Source organism: Jiella sp. M17.18 (assembly GCF_041027365.1).
Taxonomy (GTDB): Bacteria; Pseudomonadota; Alphaproteobacteria; order Rhizobiales; family Rhizobiaceae; genus VKMB-3413.
Window position 1 is genome coordinate 207000 of the sequence record NZ_JBFTEH010000008.1, and the last position, 14241, is coordinate 221240.

The window sequence follows — 14241 nt, forward strand, 5'->3', positions numbered from 1 at the left end:
ACTGCAGTTCGACTGTTACCGCTATTCCTCAGGAGTTCAAGCGTCGATGAGCCTCAGTTCGCCGGAACGACAGAAGAATCTGCAATATGTCCGCGACATGCTTGAGCAACTGAAGGTTGTATCCGGCGCGCGCGAAGGGTCGATGCTCTTCTACCTCATGGACATGGCGCGGCTGGAGACCGAGCACCAGCTGGAGCGTCTGAAGGCGGCCTCACAGGATTAGCGAGACGTGGCCGTTGCGGTGGCGTTCCAGCCGGCCGGCCAGGTCCAGTTCCAGGAGCACCAGCTGCACCGCGCCCGGCGAGGCGCCGGTGTGGGCGATGATGTCGTCGACCGAGACCGGCGTCGGTCCCAGCGCCTCGACGATCCGCTCGCGCTCGCCCTCGGCCGGTTCCTCGACCGGCTCGGCACCCTCCGGTTCTTCGATCTCCCCGGTACCGGCGTCGCCCATCCGCGCGTCCAGCGGCCGCAGCGCCGAGATCAGGTCCTCGCTCGATGTCACGAGGATCGCCCCGTCCTTGATCAGCCGATTGGTGCCGGCGGCCCGCGGATCGAGCGGCGAGCCGGGCACGGCGAAGACCAGCCGGCCGAGTTCACCCGCCAGCCGGGCGCTGATCAGGGATCCCGAGCGCATCGCCGCCTCGACGACAAGCAGGCCGAGACAGAGGCCGGCAACGAGGCGGTTGCGGCGCGGGAAGTCGATCGCCCGCGGCTCCCAGCCGAATGGCATCTCGGAGACCAGGCACCCCCGGCCGTCGACGATCTGGCGCATCAGGCCGCGGTTTTCCTTCGGATAGGGACGGTCGAGGCCGCCGGCGAAGACGCCGACGGTGCCGGTCGAAAGCGCCGCCTCGTGGGCCGCGGCATCGATGCCGCGGGCAAGGCCGGACACGACGACATAGCCGGCGCTGCCGGTCTCGGAGGCGAGCATCCGGGCGAGCTTGATGCCAGAGAGCGAGGCATTGCGCGCGCCGACCACTGCGAGGGCGGGTCGGGCGAACACGGCCGCCTCGCCCATGATCGCCAGCACCGGCGGCGCGCCCTCGACCTGGCGCAGCAGCGGCGGATAGTCCGGCTCGCCGAGACAGACGAAGCGCGCGCCGAGATCGCCCGCGCGCTTCATCTCCGCCTCGGCGGCCGCGCGGCTCGTCACGCTGATGCGCCGGCCGCCGCGTTCGGCAAGGCTCGGCAGGGCTTCGAGGGCGGCTTCGGCGCCGCCGAAGCGGTTGATCAGCGTCTTGAAGGTGACGGGCCCGACATTGTCGCTGCGAATCAGCCGCAGCCAGGCGAGGCGGGTTTCTTCCGGCAGGCGAACACCGCGCGGCGGCCCGCCCGCGACGCTCACCCCTTGGCTCCGATCTTGCCCTCGGTGCCGGCGAGGAGGCGGCGGATGTTCTGATGGTGCTTGAGATAGACGAGCACGGTCAGGATCGCCGTCAGGATCGCGGAGGCCTCGAGGCCGAGCAGGGCATAGGCGATCGGCACGACCAGCGTCGCGCAGAGCGCGGCCAGCGAGGAATAGCGGCTGGCCCAGGCGACGGAGAGCCAGACCACGGCGAAGACGAGAACGCCGACCGGCGCCATGCCGAGGAGGACGCCGAGATAGGTGGCGACGCCCTTGCCGCCCTTGAAGCCCAGCCAGACCGGGAAGAGATGGCCGAGGAAGGCGCCGAAGCCGGCCGCCGCCGCCGCGACCGGGCCGAAGTGCCAGGCGATCAGGACGGGGATGGTGCCCTTGAGGACGTCGCCGAGAAGCGTCAGCGCCGCCATGGCCTTGTTGCCGGTCCGCAGCGCATTGGTCGCGCCGATATTGCCGGAACCGATCTTGCGGATGTCGCCGAGGCCGAAGAGATGGCCGAAGACGAGCCCGAAGGGGATCGAGCCGCAGAGATAGCCGCCGAGGAGGCAGGCGAGAGTGATGAACCAGATCGCTGCGTCGCCGCCCATGAATCAGCCTTCGTCCGCATCCGCCGCGAAGACTGTGCTGCCGGCAACGATCGTCCGCAAGACCCGGCCCTGGAAGCGGGCGTTCTCGAAGGCGGTGTTCTTCGAGCGCGAGCGGATGGCGTCCTCGCTGAAGACGTGCGGCGCGTCGAGATCGACGAGGATCATGTCGGCGGCGGCGCCCGGCTTCAGCGTTCCGCGGTCGAGTCCGAGGAGGCGCGACGGCCCGATCGTCAGCGTCTCGACGATGCGGGACAGGCCCACGGCGTCCGAGTGATAGAGGCGCAGCGCTGCCGGCAGCAAGGTCTCCAGTCCGATGGCGCCGGTCTCGGCTTCGGCGAAGGGGCGCCGCTTCTCGTCGGCGTCGTGCGGGTCGTGCGACGAGACGATGATGTCGATCGTCCCGTCGGCGAGCGCCGCGATCATCGCCTGGCGGTCGTCCTCGCGCCGCAAGGGCGGCGAGAGCCGGAAGAAGGTGCGGTATTCGCCGATGTCGTTCTCGTTGAGCGACAGGTGGTCGATTGAGACGCCCGCCGACAGCGACGGCAGACGCCGCTTCCACGCCCGCACGACCTCGGCCGATTCGGCGAGCGAGATCTTGGCCGCGTGATAGCGGCAGCCGGTCAGCGCCGCGAGGCGCAGGTCGCGTTCCAGCGGGATGACCTCCGCCTCGGCCGGTATCCCGGGCAGGCCGAGCCAGGAGGCGAGGAGCCCCTCGTTCATCACGCCGTTGCCGGCGAGCGCGGCATCCTGCGTCTCGTGCATCACCAGCGCGTCGAAATCGCGCGCATAGGTCATGATCCGGCGCAGAAGGCCCGGGTCGGCGACGGTGTGGCGGCCGTCGGTGAAGGCCTTTACGCCCGCGTCGCAGAGAAGGCCGATCTCGGTCATCTCCGCGCCGGCGAGGCCCTTGGTCAGGGCGGCGGCGGGAAAGACGTTGACGAGCGCGGTCTCGCGCGCGGTCCGCATGACGAATTCGGCGATGGCGACGTCGTCGACCACCGGGTCGGTGTCCGGCATGGTGAGGATCGAGGTGACGCCGCCGGCGGCTGCCGCCCGCGAAGCCGAGGCGATCGTCTCGCGGTGCTCGCCGCCGGGCTCGCCGATGAAGACGCGGGCGTCGACGAGGCCGGGCAGCAGCACCAGCCCGCGCGCGTCCACCACCTCGGCACCGTCCGGCCGGCCCTGGTTCAGCGCGTCCGCGCCGCAGGCCCGGATGGCGCTCTTCTCGACGATCGCAGTGCCGGTCTCGTCGATCCCGCGGGAGGGATCGAGGATCCGGGCGCCTTCGATCACCAGCGGACGCGGCGCCTCACTCATTCGATGCTCCCGTCTGCCCGACCAGCGCTTCCAGCACGGCCATGCGCACGGCGACGCCCATCTCGACCTGTTCCTCGATGACGCTCTGCGGCCCGTCGGCGATCTCGGACGCGATCTCGACGCCGCGGTTCATGGGGCCCGGATGCATGACCAGCGCGTCCGGCTTGGCGTGCGACAGCTTCGCGGCGTCGAGCCCGAAATAGCGGAAATACTCGCGCACCGAGGGGACGAAGGAGCCGGCCATGCGCTCGCGCTGCAGGCGGAGCATCATGACGACGTCGGCGTTCTTCAGCCCGTCCACCATGCGGCGGTGGACGGTGACCCCCATCTGCTCGATCCCGGACGGCAACAGCGTCGACGGGGCGACCACCCGTACCTCCGCGCCGAGGGCATTGAGCAGCAGGATGTTGGAACGCGCGACGCGGCTGTGCAGGACGTCGCCGCAGATCGCGACCCTGAGGCCGGCAATTCGCCCCTTGTGGCGACGGATGGTGAGCGCGTCGAGCAGCGCCTGCGTCGGATGCTCATGCGCGCCGTCGCCGGCATTGACGACGGAGCACGCGACCTTCTGGGCAAGCAGCGCGACGGCGCCGGCCGAATGGTGGCGCACGACGAGGATGTCCGGCTGCATGGCGTTCAGCGTCATCGCCGTGTCGATCAGCGTCTCGCCCTTCTTCACCGAGGAGGTCGCGACGGACATGTTCATCACGTCGGCGCCGAGGCGCTTGCCGGCGATCTCGAAGGAGGCCTGTGTGCGGGTGGACGCCTCGAAGAAGAGGTTTATCTGCGTGCGGCCCTTCAGCACCGACTTCTTCTTGTCGGTGCGGCGGGAGACGGCCACTTCCGCCTCGGCGAGATCGAGCAGATACTCGATCTCCCGCGGCTTCAGGCCGGCGATCGAGAGAAGGTGTCGCTGGCTAAAGAAAGGGCTTACGTCAAAGGCGCTCATCAAGAACGACGCCTATAGGCAATCGGTGCGAATGCGGCAAGGATCGTCGCAGCCCGGAACACGCGGATCGGAGAGACCAGTGGCGGAAACCGAGTTCGAGACCCACAGCGTCTTCAACCAGTCGTCGGACTATCCGGGCTTCAACGCCTATCGCTGCGATCCGCTCCTGCGCGTCCTCACTGCCGACCTCGCCGAAGAGACGATCGCCGGCCTCGAAAAGCATGGGCGGTTCTGCGGCTCCTACGAGGCGCACGATCTCGCGCGCCTCGCCAACACCGAGCTGCCGAAGCTTCGCCGATTCGACGAAAAGGGCCGGCGGCTGGAGATGGTCGACTACCATCCTGCCTATCACGCGCTGATGCGCCGGGCTGTCGCCGACGGCCTGCACGCCTCGATCTGGTCCGGTCCCGAGGAGGAGGCGGGCCGGCGCCATCGGGCGCGGGCCGCGCGCTTCTACATGACGGCGGGGCTGGAATGCGGGCATTTGTGCCCGATCACCATGACCAGCGCGTCGGTCGCCGCGCTCGCCGCTTCGCCGGAGGTGAAGGAGGCCTGGTTGCCGTTGATCGCGACGCGGCAGTACGATCCCGGCGTGAAGCCGTATTTCCGCAAGGCCGGCGTCACGCTCGGCATGGGCATGACCGAGAAGCAGGGCGGCACGGACGTGCGGGCCAACACCACGCGTGCCGCGGCGTCGGACGACGGGCGTTACCGCATCACCGGGCACAAGTGGTTCATGTCCGCGCCGATGTCGGACGCCTTCCTGGTGCTCGCCACGCTGGACGAGGGGCCGACCTGCTTCCTGATGCCGCGGCGCCGCGACGACGGCTCGATGAACGGCATCCACGTCCAGCGCCTCAAGGACAAGCTCGGCAACCGCTCCAATGCCTCTTCGGAGGTGGAGTTTCTCGAAGCCGAGGCGGTGCTGGTCGGCGAACCCGGCCGCGGCATCCAGACGATCATCGAGATGGTGACGCTGACCCGGCTCGACTGCGCGCTCGCCTCCGCCGGGCTGATGCGCGGAGCACTGTCCGAGGCCGTGCATCACTGCCGCGAGCGCCGGGTGTTCGGCAAGTTCCTGATCGAGCAGCCGCAGATGGAGCGGGTTCTCGCCGACATGGCGCTGGACGTCGCCGGCGCCAGCGTTCTCGCCTTCCGCCTGGCCGAGAGCTTCGACAAGCGGGCCGGAACCGCACCGAAGAACGGGAGCACGGACGCCGAGGCGGGCGATGCCGAGCAGGCGGCCTGGGCGCGGGTCATGACGCCGGTGACGAAGTACTGGGTGTGCAAGCTGGCGCCGGCGCTGACCTATGAGGCGATGGAGTGCCTCGGCGGCAACGGTTACGTCGAGGAGGGACGGCTCGCGCGGGCCTATCGCGAGGCGCCCGTCAATGCCATCTGGGAGGGCTCGGGCAACGTCATGGCGCTCGACCTCGCCCGCATCCTCAGGCGCGACCCGGACGCGGTCGAGACGGTGATTGCCGCGATCGAGCGCGACCTCGGCGACCTCGCCGGCGGTACGCCCGGCGTCCTGCGGGCCGCCGTCGCCATGGCGTTGTCGGACGAGGGCGCGTGCCGGCTCCTCGCCGAGCAGATGGCGCTCGCCGCAACCGCTGCATCCTTGAAGCGGCACGGGCTCTCCCGGATCGCCGCCGCCTTCGCCGAGACCCGGCTCGGCGGCGTCTTCCGCCACACCTATGGGATGATGGACCTCAGGCACGACTGCCGGGGCATTGTCGACGACCTTTACCCGCCGCTGCGCTGAGGCGCCCGCTCGCCACCGAATCCCAAAGAACCTGGCGCTGGCGCCCTCCGCTTCGACCCGCCGTCGAAGCCCCGACCGTCGAAGTCCCTGCCGGCGCTGCGGCATTAACCACGCGGGAGGGATTCGTTTGCAGGTGCCGAACGAACGCCGGAGACTGGCGTTAACGGATTGGTAACCATTTTGGGCGGGAGACGCGGATGAACCGGCTGGCGACGACGGTTGCACTCGGCATCTGGGCCGGGTTCTGCGGCTTCGGCAGTTTGAGGCTGCTGCATGAGGGCGGCCTGACGACGGAGCTTCTGGGGCAGGGGGCCGGTCATCTGCTCGACCGGCTGCAGATGCCGGCGATCGGTCTCGACCGCCCGCAGGCGATCGCCTTCGCCGCCATTCTCGCAGCGCTCGCGATCGCACTCGGCCAGGCCATCGTGAAGATCCAGGCGCAGCCGCCGGGACGGGCGCGGGCCGGAGAGCCCTACGCCGCGGCCGCGCTCAGCGCGCTCTTCGCCTTCTTCGCCGCCGCCTCGCTCGCGGGCTCGCCGATCGCCGCCTTCTTCGGCGACGGGGCGAGCTTTACGCTGTGGATAGCGGTCAGCTTCGGGGCGCTGCTCTTCGATCACCTGATGTCGGACGAGGACGATCCGGAGGACGAGGCGTCTTTCCGGGCGGTCCTGCGCGCGATTCGGGAGGCGGAGGAGGACGCGATCGCCCGGCGAAGGGGTTCCGCGCCCCACCGGGTCGCCCAGCACCGGGACGAGAAGGACTTCCGCTGATGCGGACGCTTCTGACCCTGTGGCTCGCGCCGATCGTGGTCTTCTGGAGCTGGCACTATCTCTCGCTCGCCGATGTCGGCGGCGTCATCTTCTCGCGGGAACTGCACGACCGGGTCTACCTGATCTACGGCGCGATCCTGCATGTCGATCCGGACGCGATCCCCGGCATGATCGCAGACGCGATCAAGCTCGACAGCGCCATCCTGTTCTCCTTCATCGCCGTTCGGCGCCGCCATGCCATCGCCGCCTGGTGGCGGGGCTGCGGACGAAGGCTGTCGGCCCGCAATAGCGGCTTTGCCCGTCAGCGCAGCAAGGCCAGCCGGTCGAGCGCGCCCTGCAGGATGAAGGCGGCCGCAGCCGAATCGATGCGCTCGGCGCGCTTCTTGCGGGAGACGTCGGCTTCCAGCAGGCCCCGCTCGGCCGCGACCGTCGACAGCCGTTCGTCCCAGAACAGAACCGGCCGCTGGTCGAGCGGCCCGTAGTTGCGGATGAAGGCGCGGGTCGCCTGCGCCCGCGGGCCGGACGAGCCGTCCATGTTCAGCGGCAGGCCGATGACGATCGCGGCCACGCGGTCGGCATCGAGCGCTTTCCGCAACACGCCCGCGTCGATCGTGAACTTGACGCGGCGGATCACGCTGCGGGGCGTGGCGAAGCGCTGGCCGAGGTCGGAGACGGCGAGGCCGATCGTCTTGGTGCCGAGATCCAGGCCGGCGATGACCGAGCCCTCAGGTACCGCCGCGGCAAATTGGTCGATGTCGAGAACGCTCATCGTGCCGCCTTGACCGGCCGGCGATCCCGCGCACTTACCGGGCCGAAGGCGCTGCGCAGCTCCCCCGCGCAATCGCCGACCCGACACTCGCCCCGATACCCGCAAGGAGTTGCCCCATGAAGATCACCTATTTCGGACATTCCGCCTTCCGCATCGAGACCGGTTCCTCGGTCATCCTGATCGACCCGTTCCTGTCGGGCAACCCGCACTTCAAGGGCGACGTCGCGGCGGCGACCGCGGGCGTGACCCATATCGCGCTCAGCCACGGCCATTTCGACCATGTCGGCGACACGGTCGACATCGCCAAGCGCACCGGCGCGAAGGTCATCGGCACGTTCGAGCTCGTCCAGTGGCTGTCGAAGAAGGGCGTCGAGACCATCGAGCCCGGCAATACCGGCGGCACGATCTCCTTCGACGATTTCTCGGTGACGCTGACGCAGGCGTTCCATTCCTCCGGCACGGTCGAGGAGGATGGCACCGTCACCTATCTCGGCATGCCGAACGGCCTCGTCTTCCACTGCAATGACGGCCCCACCGTCTACCACATGGGCGACACCGACATCTTCGGCGACATGGCGCTGATCGAGGAACTGCACCAGCCGAAGATCGCGATGGTGCCGGTCGGCGACCGGTTGACCATGGGCGCCGCCGTCGCCGCGCTTGCCTGCCGGCGCTATTTCAACTTCGACCGCATCATCCCGATCCACTGGGGCACGCTGCCGATCCTCGATCAGACGCCCGACAAGTTCTCGCAGGCGATGGAGGGCGACTCCGGCAAGGTGTTCAACCCGACCGTCGGCGAGGCCTTCGAGGTCTGACGCTGCGCCGCTCCTGCGGCCGGCACGTGCGAACAGGGGGTGCGGCCGGCGTTGCCTGACGCCGGCCGCCTCGTTATAGCACGGCCGAACCCCGAGACAGAGAAACGGAACCGTCGATGTCCGTCGATGCCACCACCGTCCGCCGCGTCGCCAAGCTTGCCCGGATCGCCGTCAGCGACGCCGACGTCGCCGCGATGGAAGGCGAGCTCAATGCCATCCTCGGCTTCGTCGAGCAGCTCTCCGAGGTGGACGTCTCCGGCGTCGAGCCGATGACGTCGGTGACGCCCATGGCGATGAAGAAGCGCGCCGACGTCGTCACCGACGGCGAGAAGGCCGACGACATCGTCGCCAACGCGCCCGCCGCGGAGGATCATTTCTTCGCCGTGCCGAAGGTGGTGGAGTAAGCGGCCATGCCAGCGATCGCCGTCGAGACGCCCCTGTCGGATGAAGTCCGGGCCCTGGTGGCGCGCCTCAACGCGCATCTGACGCCGCTGTCGCCGCCGGAATTCCAGTTCCAGATGACCGCCGAGCAGATGGCCGGAGCCGACACCACCGTCTTCGTCGTGCGTGACGGCGCCGGAACGGCGGTCGGCATGGGCGCCTTGAAGGCCCATCCCGGCGGCGTCGGCGAGGTCAAACGCATGTTCACCGAGCCGGCGGTGCGCGGCAGCGGGCTCGGCCGGCTGATCCTCACCGCCATCGAGACGAAGGCGCGCGAGGCCGGCCTTTCCCGCCTGGTGCTGGAAACCGGATCGACCGAAGGCTTCGAGCCGGCCTGGAGCCTCTACGAGACATCCGGCTTTACCCCCTGCGGCGCCGTGCTCGACTATCCCGCCTCAGACTACAACCGCTTTTACGAGAAGACTCTGTCCTGATGAGCGACCTTACCGCCCTCACCATCGCCGAGGCCCGCGAAAAGCTCGCGACGAAAGAGACGAGCGCGGTCGAACTGACGGACGCCTATCTCGGGGCGATCGACGCGGCCAACGAGACGCTGAACGCCTATGTCGCCGTCACGCACGACAGGGCGCGGGAGATGGCGAAGGCTTCCGACGCGCGCCGCGCGAAAGGCGAGGTCGGGGCGCTGGAAGGCATCCCGCTCGGCATCAAGGACCTGTTCGCGACCGAGGGCGTCCACACCCAGGCGGCGTCCCACATCCTCGACGGCTTCAAGCCGCGCTACGAATCGACCGTCACGGCCAATCTGTGGGCCGACGGCGCGGTCATGCTCGGCAAGCTCAACATGGACGAGTTCGCCATGGGCTCGTCGAACGAGACGTCCTATTACGGGCCGGTGAAGAACCCCTGGCGCCGCGACGGCTCCAACATGGACCTCGTGCCGGGCGGCTCGTCCGGCGGCTCGGCCGCCTCGGTCGCGGCGCACCTGTGTGCCGGCGCGACGGCGACCGATACCGGCGGCTCGATCCGCCAGCCGGCGGCCCTCACCGGAACCGTCGGCATCAAGCCGACCTACGGGCGCTGCTCGCGCTGGGGCATCGCCGCCTTCGCCTCCTCGCTCGACCAGGCCGGTCCGATCGCCCGCGACGTTCGCGACGCGGCGATCCTCCTGAAGTCGATGGCCTCGGTCGATCCGAAGGACACGACCTCGGTCGACCGCGACGTGCCGGACTACGAGGCGGCGGTCGGCCGCTCGGTGAAGGGCCTCCGCATCGGGATTCCGAAGGAGTACCGCATGGACGGGATGCCGAGCGAGATCGAGACGCTCTGGCAGAAGGGCATCGCCTGGCTGAAGGAGGCGGGCGCCGAGATCGTCGACGTCTCGCTGCCGCATACGAAATATGCCCTGCCGGCCTATTACATCGTCGCGCCCGCAGAGGCTTCGTCCAATCTCGCGCGCTACGACGGCGTGCGCTACGGCCTGCGCGTGCCCGGCAAGGACATTGCCGACATGTACGAGAAGACCCGCGCCGAGGGCTTTGGCCGCGAGGTCAAGCGCCGCATCATGATCGGCACCTATGTGCTGTCGGCCGGCTACTACGACGCCTATTACCTGCAGGCGCAGAAGGTCCGCACGCTGATCAAGCGCGACTTCGAGACGGTCTATGCCGACGGCATCGACGCGCTGCTGACGCCGGCGACGCCGTCGGCCGCCTTCGGCATCGGCGACCAGGACATGGCCGCCGATCCGGTGAAGATGTATCTCAACGACATCTTCACGGTGACGGTGAACATGGCGGGGCTTCCGGGCATCGCCGTGCCCGCGGGTCTCGACGGCGGCGGGCTGCCGCTCGGCCTGCAGCTGATCGGCCGCCCGTTCGACGAGGAGACGCTGTTCGCCCTCGGTTCGGTGCTGGAGAAGGCCGCGGGCCGGTTCACGCCGAAGAAGTGGTGGTAGACTCGGCTTACGATCCGTATGCGGCTATGATCCCCGCCTGGCCGGCAGAGCCGGGCGAGGGTAGAGTCGTTGCATGCGCTCATTGGTTCAGGTGTCGCTTTTTGCCGCCGGCCTCGTCGTTGCCGGCAGCGCCCATGCCGCGAGCTTCAACTGCGCCAAGGCCGCAACGCCCGACGAGAAGGCGGTCTGCGGCGATCTCCTGTTGTCCGATCTCGATAGCCGCCTCGGCAAGGACTACACCGCTCTGAAGAAGAAGAGCGATCTCGCCAGCGCGGTGAAGGACATTTCTCGGAGCTTCCTCGCCGACCGCGCCTCCTGCGGCTCGGACAAGGCCTGCATCCTGTCGACCTATCTCGCGGTTCTCGACCAGTACAAGGCGCTGGGTGCGCCCGTCGGCCGTCCCGCCGGCGTGACGGCGATGACGATCGCCGGCGGCGACGCCCGCGCGACCGGAAAGCTGCCGCAGAAGATCGGGCAGTGTGTGGCGACGGAGATCGACGCGGTCCATCCCCGCCTCGGCGACGGCGGGCCGATCAAGGACGAGGACTACGATTCCGGCACCGGCGTCGAGTACAAGAACGGCGGCTATGGCGTGTCCTACGACCGGATTCCTGCGCTGATCCACTCGAAGCCGGGGGACCCGGTGGTCATGTGCCTCGTCTCGGTCCCCCACGACTGCCCGCCGGGCGACGATCGCGGCCGCTTCTACATCGGCACCAACAAGCGGACCGGCGACAGCTGGATCCTGCCGGACTCCCAGCACATGTGCGGGGGCGCCTGAGGCCGGAGCATGGCGGGCAAGGGAGGCGAGCCATGGAAGGCGATCTGAGCCGGGCGCTGGACCGGCTCGCCGCCGGCGACTGGGACGGCGCACATGCGATCGTCCAGGACGATCCTTCGGAGGAAGCCGCCTGGATCCACGCGCATCTGCACCGCATCGAAGGCGATCTCGGCAACGCCGCCTACTGGTACCGGCGCGCCGGCCGTAGCATGCCGTCGGACGATCTCGACGACGAACGCGCCGCGATCATGCGGGAACTGTCGCGGTCGCCCATGACGCGCGGCTGAGGCGTCCGGGTCAGGTCCAGTCGCCGCGCCAGCCGAGCCGCTCCGCCTCCCGCAGCGCCTGATCCCGCGTGATGCCGACGTCGCGCAGCTGCGTGTCGCTGAGCTCCAGGAGCTCCAGCCGGGCCCGGTAGCGCCGGTCGAGCCAGAGGAGCCGCGCAACGGCGCGCGCCAGCGTCTGGCCGAGGAACCGCGCCAGCACATCCACGACATCATCCGGACGCTCGGATGCTGCGCCGGGTCTCGGGGATCCGAATGTCATAGGAACAATCCTCTCTTTACCAGAACAATTTGTCTGCGTGCTCTTGTATCGCCGGATCGGGTGGGTACAATCCAAAAGACGTCATGGAGACAAAGAGAGGTGTCAGGGTGACAATCAGGTTCGACGTTCCGGAGAACGGCGACGCGCCCTTCTACCTCCGCCTCGCCGACGCGATCGAACGCGCGATCGTCGAAGGCGTGCTGAAACCGGGGGACAAGCTGCCGCCGCAGCGCGACATTGCCTACGATCTCGGCGTCACGCTCGGCACGATAAGCCGCGCCTACCAGGTCGCGCGCGAGCGGGGCCTCACCGCCGGCGAGGTCGGTCGCGGCACCTATGTCCGCGATGGTGCTGCGGCTCTGCGCGACATGCCGATACGCGGGCGCGCACCGGAGAAGCTACCGGGGAGGCAGGCAGAGGAGCCCTTCCTGCGGCTCGATTCGACGTCGGCGCCGGATGTCGGCCAGGCCGGCGCGATCGCGGCCGTCATCGCCGGCGTCGTCGCGGACGAGCCGCAGCGGGTCATCGACTATGTCCGCGACGTGCCGGAGCATGTCCGAGAGGCGGGCGCGACGTGGCTCTCGGCCGGTGGCTGGCGCCCGCGGTCGGAGGACGTGGTTCCGACCACCGGCGTCGATGCCGGCATCCAGGCGATCCTCGGGGCGGTCACGCATCCCGGCGACCGGATCGTGCTGGAGGAATTGTCCTACTCGGCGGTGGCGCGCGCGGCGTCGATGATCGGCCGGCTGCCGCTGACGGTACCGATGGACGGCGAGGGGATGCTGCCCGACGAGCTGGATCGCTGCGCCGCGCGCCAGCACCCGCGGCTGCTCTTCCTGATGCCGTCGGCGAACAATCCGACGGCATGCCAGATGTCGCTTCAGCGGCGCGAGGCGATCGTCGCTGTCGCGCGGCGGCACAATCTGACGATCGTCGAGGACCACGTCTACGGTGCGCTGACCGGAGACCCGACGCCACCCTTCGCGGCGCTGGCGCCGGAGCGCACCTTCTGCGTCGGCGGGTTGTCGAAGAGCGTCGCTGCGGGGCTTCGAGCAGGCTGGGTCGCCTGTCCGCGCGGCCAGGTGGTGCGCACCAATGTCGCGCACTCCATGCTGTCCGGGAGCCGCTCCTTCCTCGGCATGGAGACCGCCGCCCGGCTTGTCCTCTCCGGCGAGGCCGATACGATCCGCCAGGACGTCAAGGCGGAGATTTCAGTGCGGAGCGCGCTGTTCGACGCGATCTTCGGGGTGACGACGAGCGGACCGGCCGCGGCGATGCCGTTCCGCTGGGTGAACCTGCCGGAGCCGTGGACCTCGCCGTCCTTCCAGCTCGCCGCCCGCAACCACAGGATCCGCATCGACGGGGAGGACGAGTACCGCTCGGTGCGCAGCGAACGGATGACCCACAGCGTGCGGATCGGGCTCTCGGTCGTCCCCGACCGGGACATCCTCGCGGGGGCGCTGCAGATCCTCAAGGGGCTGCTCGACAGCGGCAGCGTTTCCTATGAGAGCGTGGCCTGAGGTGCAGGCTGCTCGCAGGCAACGGCTCAGCGGTCTCCCGACACCATCAGGATGTTCCTGTAGATTTCCTCGAGCGGCAAGGTCAGCTGCAGCGCATCGACCCGAACTTCGCCGCTGGATACGATGGCCGGGGCGTCGTTCCATCCTTCGCCTCTCCGAGACCATTCCCAGACACACGGCTTGTCCTGATCGACGATCAGATAAGTCTGAAGCTTCGGCAGTCTCTGATATTCCAGCCGCTTCGGGCCGAAATCGTTCGGGGCTGTCGAGTCCGAGAGAACCTCGACGATGAGAATGGCGCGGTCCGTACTGCGCGCAGCCAGATCGTCGGAAGCCTCGTCGACCAGGATGTCGGCGTAGCGGAGCGAGCGCGGGCCGGTGCGAATGGCGAAATCGCCCTGCGTGACGAGGAACCGGTCAGGATCGAGGGCCCGTTGCAGCATGCGGTCGATGTTGCTGACGATGCGGGCATGTGATCGTCTGACGTTCGGCAGCATCAGCGGCGTCCCCTCCACCAGTTCGAAACGCCGATCCTGCTGCTCCAGCCAGTCGAAGAAATCCTCGACGCTGAGGTCGCTCGGCAGGTCGAGGGGCTGACGGGTATCGGCGAGGGCGCTCATGTGCCGCTCCTTGGAACAACTGACGCACTCTACCACATGGTCGCAGTTCCGGGAGCATCCAGCCGCGGCCTCGGCCGGCTGCG

The 14241-nt window shown here is 68.8% G+C and carries 17 protein-coding genes and 1 pseudogene; 11 read left to right on the top strand and 7 right to left on the bottom strand.

The window, feature by feature from the left end; all coding sequences use genetic code 11:
• Window positions 1–46: 46 nt before the first annotated feature.
• Window positions 47–223 (top strand): hypothetical protein, encoded by a 177-nt coding sequence (locus tag AB5S17_RS16210; RefSeq protein ID WP_369241200.1) that lies wholly within the window; start codon window positions 47–49, stop codon window positions 221–223.
• On the opposite strand, the gene dprA is transcribed toward AB5S17_RS16210, so the two are convergent.
• From dprA to AB5S17_RS16230, 4 genes are read right to left on the bottom strand one after another with little or no spacing between them, the layout of a single operon-like run.
• Window positions 212–1345, bottom strand: a complete 1134-nt coding sequence (gene dprA / locus AB5S17_RS16215) for a DNA-processing protein DprA (protein WP_369241202.1) — start codon at window positions 1343–1345, stop codon at window positions 212–214. The genes AB5S17_RS16210 and dprA overlap by 12 nt on opposite strands.
• Entirely contained in the window at window positions 1342–1947 is a 606-nt protein-coding gene (gene plsY, locus AB5S17_RS16220; protein ID WP_369241204.1) for a glycerol-3-phosphate 1-O-acyltransferase PlsY, read from the bottom strand. Before plsY ends, dprA begins: the two co-directional genes overlap by 4 nt.
• A gap of 3 nt (window positions 1948–1950) precedes the next feature.
• A complete protein-coding gene (locus AB5S17_RS16225; RefSeq protein ID WP_369241206.1) occupies window positions 1951–3264 on the bottom strand; it encodes a dihydroorotase in 1314 nt (437 codons plus the stop codon).
• Window positions 3257–4213, bottom strand: coding sequence for an aspartate carbamoyltransferase catalytic subunit (locus tag AB5S17_RS16230; protein ID WP_369241208.1), 957 nt, complete (start codon window positions 4211–4213; stop codon window positions 3257–3259). The genes AB5S17_RS16225 and AB5S17_RS16230 overlap by 8 nt, the downstream gene beginning before the upstream one ends.
• Before the next feature lie 31 nt (window positions 4214–4244).
• Here AB5S17_RS16230 and AB5S17_RS16235 point away from each other — a divergent pair, with 31 nt between their 5' ends.
• From AB5S17_RS16235 to AB5S17_RS16245, 3 genes and pseudogenes are all read left to right on the top strand, one after another.
• Entirely contained in the window at window positions 4245–5978 is a 1734-nt protein-coding gene (locus AB5S17_RS16235) for an acyl-CoA dehydrogenase family protein (RefSeq protein WP_369241210.1), read from the top strand.
• Window positions 5979–6175: 197 nt separating this feature from the next.
• Window positions 6176–6748 carry a hypothetical protein gene (locus AB5S17_RS16240; RefSeq protein ID WP_369241212.1) on the top strand — a complete coding sequence of 191 codons (573 nt, stop codon included), beginning with the start codon at window positions 6176–6178 and terminating at the stop codon, window positions 6746–6748.
• Window positions 6748–7023: pseudogene (locus AB5S17_RS16245) on the top strand (DUF6105 family protein); the annotation flags it as partial. The gene AB5S17_RS16240 and the pseudogene AB5S17_RS16245, both read left to right, overlap by 1 nt.
• A gap of 26 nt (window positions 7024–7049) precedes the next feature.
• Here the strand turns inward: AB5S17_RS16245 and ruvX are convergent.
• Complete coding sequence (gene ruvX, locus AB5S17_RS16250; protein WP_369241214.1) at window positions 7050–7517, bottom strand: Holliday junction resolvase RuvX; 468 nt, start codon at window positions 7515–7517, stop codon at window positions 7050–7052.
• A gap of 116 nt (window positions 7518–7633) precedes the next feature.
• Here ruvX and AB5S17_RS16255 point away from each other — a divergent pair, with 116 nt between their 5' ends.
• The 6 genes from AB5S17_RS16255 (at window position 7634) to AB5S17_RS16280 (ending at window position 11759) form a co-directional block, all read left to right on the top strand.
• Window positions 7634–8335, top strand: a complete 702-nt coding sequence (locus tag AB5S17_RS16255) for a metal-dependent hydrolase (protein WP_369241216.1) — start codon at window positions 7634–7636, stop codon at window positions 8333–8335.
• A gap of 116 nt (window positions 8336–8451) precedes the next feature.
• A complete protein-coding gene (gene gatC / locus AB5S17_RS16260) occupies window positions 8452–8739 on the top strand; it encodes an Asp-tRNA(Asn)/Glu-tRNA(Gln) amidotransferase subunit GatC (protein ID WP_369241218.1) in 288 nt (95 codons plus the stop codon).
• Between the two features lie 6 nt (window positions 8740–8745).
• Entirely contained in the window at window positions 8746–9210 is a 465-nt protein-coding gene (locus AB5S17_RS16265) for a GNAT family N-acetyltransferase (RefSeq protein WP_369241220.1), read from the top strand.
• Window positions 9210–10691 carry an Asp-tRNA(Asn)/Glu-tRNA(Gln) amidotransferase subunit GatA gene (gene gatA, locus AB5S17_RS16270; RefSeq protein WP_369241222.1) on the top strand — a complete coding sequence of 494 codons (1482 nt, stop codon included), beginning with the start codon at window positions 9210–9212 and terminating at the stop codon, window positions 10689–10691. Before AB5S17_RS16265 ends, gatA begins: the two co-directional genes overlap by 1 nt.
• A 73-nt stretch (window positions 10692–10764) precedes the next feature.
• Window positions 10765–11472 carry a lysozyme inhibitor LprI family protein gene (locus AB5S17_RS16275; RefSeq protein WP_369241224.1) on the top strand — a complete coding sequence of 236 codons (708 nt, stop codon included), beginning with the start codon at window positions 10765–10767 and terminating at the stop codon, window positions 11470–11472.
• Window positions 11473–11504: 32 nt separating this feature from the next.
• Window positions 11505–11759, top strand: coding sequence for a hypothetical protein (locus AB5S17_RS16280; RefSeq protein ID WP_369241226.1), 255 nt, complete (start codon window positions 11505–11507; stop codon window positions 11757–11759).
• A gap of 10 nt (window positions 11760–11769) precedes the next feature.
• On the opposite strand, the gene AB5S17_RS16285 is transcribed toward AB5S17_RS16280, so the two are convergent.
• Window positions 11770–11964 (bottom strand): DUF1127 domain-containing protein, encoded by a 195-nt coding sequence (locus tag AB5S17_RS16285; protein WP_369241228.1) that lies wholly within the window; start codon window positions 11962–11964, stop codon window positions 11770–11772.
• A gap of 161 nt (window positions 11965–12125) precedes the next feature.
• Between AB5S17_RS16285 and AB5S17_RS16290 the strand changes: the two genes are divergently transcribed.
• The gene (locus AB5S17_RS16290; protein ID WP_369241230.1) at window positions 12126–13538 is read left to right on the top strand and encodes a PLP-dependent aminotransferase family protein; all 1413 of its coding nucleotides are present in this window, start codon (window positions 12126–12128) and stop codon (window positions 13536–13538) included.
• Window positions 13539–13564: 26 nt separating this feature from the next.
• Here AB5S17_RS16290 and AB5S17_RS16295 read toward each other — a convergent pair whose 3' ends face one another.
• Window positions 13565–14158, bottom strand: a complete 594-nt coding sequence (locus tag AB5S17_RS16295; RefSeq protein ID WP_369241232.1) for a Uma2 family endonuclease — start codon at window positions 14156–14158, stop codon at window positions 13565–13567.
• Window positions 14159–14241 lie beyond the last annotated feature (83 nt).

Bases quoted from the DNA above. Each gene is read 5' to 3' on its own strand.
- AB5S17_RS16235 (WP_369241210.1), top strand. From the start codon at position 4,245: ATGCGGCAAGGATCGTCGCAGCCCGGAACACGCGGATCGGAGAGACCA.
- plsY (WP_369241204.1), bottom strand. From the start codon at position 1,947: ATGGGCGGCGACGCAGCGATCTGGTTCATCACTCTCGCCTGCCTCCTC.
- AB5S17_RS16210 (WP_369241200.1), top strand. From the start codon at position 47: ATGAGCCTCAGTTCGCCGGAACGACAGAAGAATCTGCAATATGTCCGC.
- gatA (WP_369241222.1), top strand. From the start codon at position 9,210: ATGAGCGACCTTACCGCCCTCACCATCGCCGAGGCCCGCGAAAAGCTC.
- AB5S17_RS16265 (WP_369241220.1), top strand. From the start codon at position 8,746: ATGCCAGCGATCGCCGTCGAGACGCCCCTGTCGGATGAAGTCCGGGCC.
- AB5S17_RS16225 (WP_369241206.1), bottom strand. From the start codon at position 3,264: ATGAGTGAGGCGCCGCGTCCGCTGGTGATCGAAGGCGCCCGGATCCTC.
- AB5S17_RS16240 (WP_369241212.1), top strand. From the start codon at position 6,176: ATGAACCGGCTGGCGACGACGGTTGCACTCGGCATCTGGGCCGGGTTC.
- gatC (WP_369241218.1), top strand. From the start codon at position 8,452: ATGTCCGTCGATGCCACCACCGTCCGCCGCGTCGCCAAGCTTGCCCGG.
- AB5S17_RS16280 (WP_369241226.1), top strand. From the start codon at position 11,505: ATGGAAGGCGATCTGAGCCGGGCGCTGGACCGGCTCGCCGCCGGCGAC.
- AB5S17_RS16255 (WP_369241216.1), top strand. From the start codon at position 7,634: ATGAAGATCACCTATTTCGGACATTCCGCCTTCCGCATCGAGACCGGT.
- AB5S17_RS16230 (WP_369241208.1), bottom strand. From the start codon at position 4,213: ATGAGCGCCTTTGACGTAAGCCCTTTCTTTAGCCAGCGACACCTTCTC.
- ruvX (WP_369241214.1), bottom strand. From the start codon at position 7,517: ATGAGCGTTCTCGACATCGACCAATTTGCCGCGGCGGTACCTGAGGGC.
- AB5S17_RS16295 (WP_369241232.1), bottom strand. From the start codon at position 14,158: ATGAGCGCCCTCGCCGATACCCGTCAGCCCCTCGACCTGCCGAGCGAC.
- AB5S17_RS16275 (WP_369241224.1), top strand. From the start codon at position 10,765: ATGCGCTCATTGGTTCAGGTGTCGCTTTTTGCCGCCGGCCTCGTCGTT.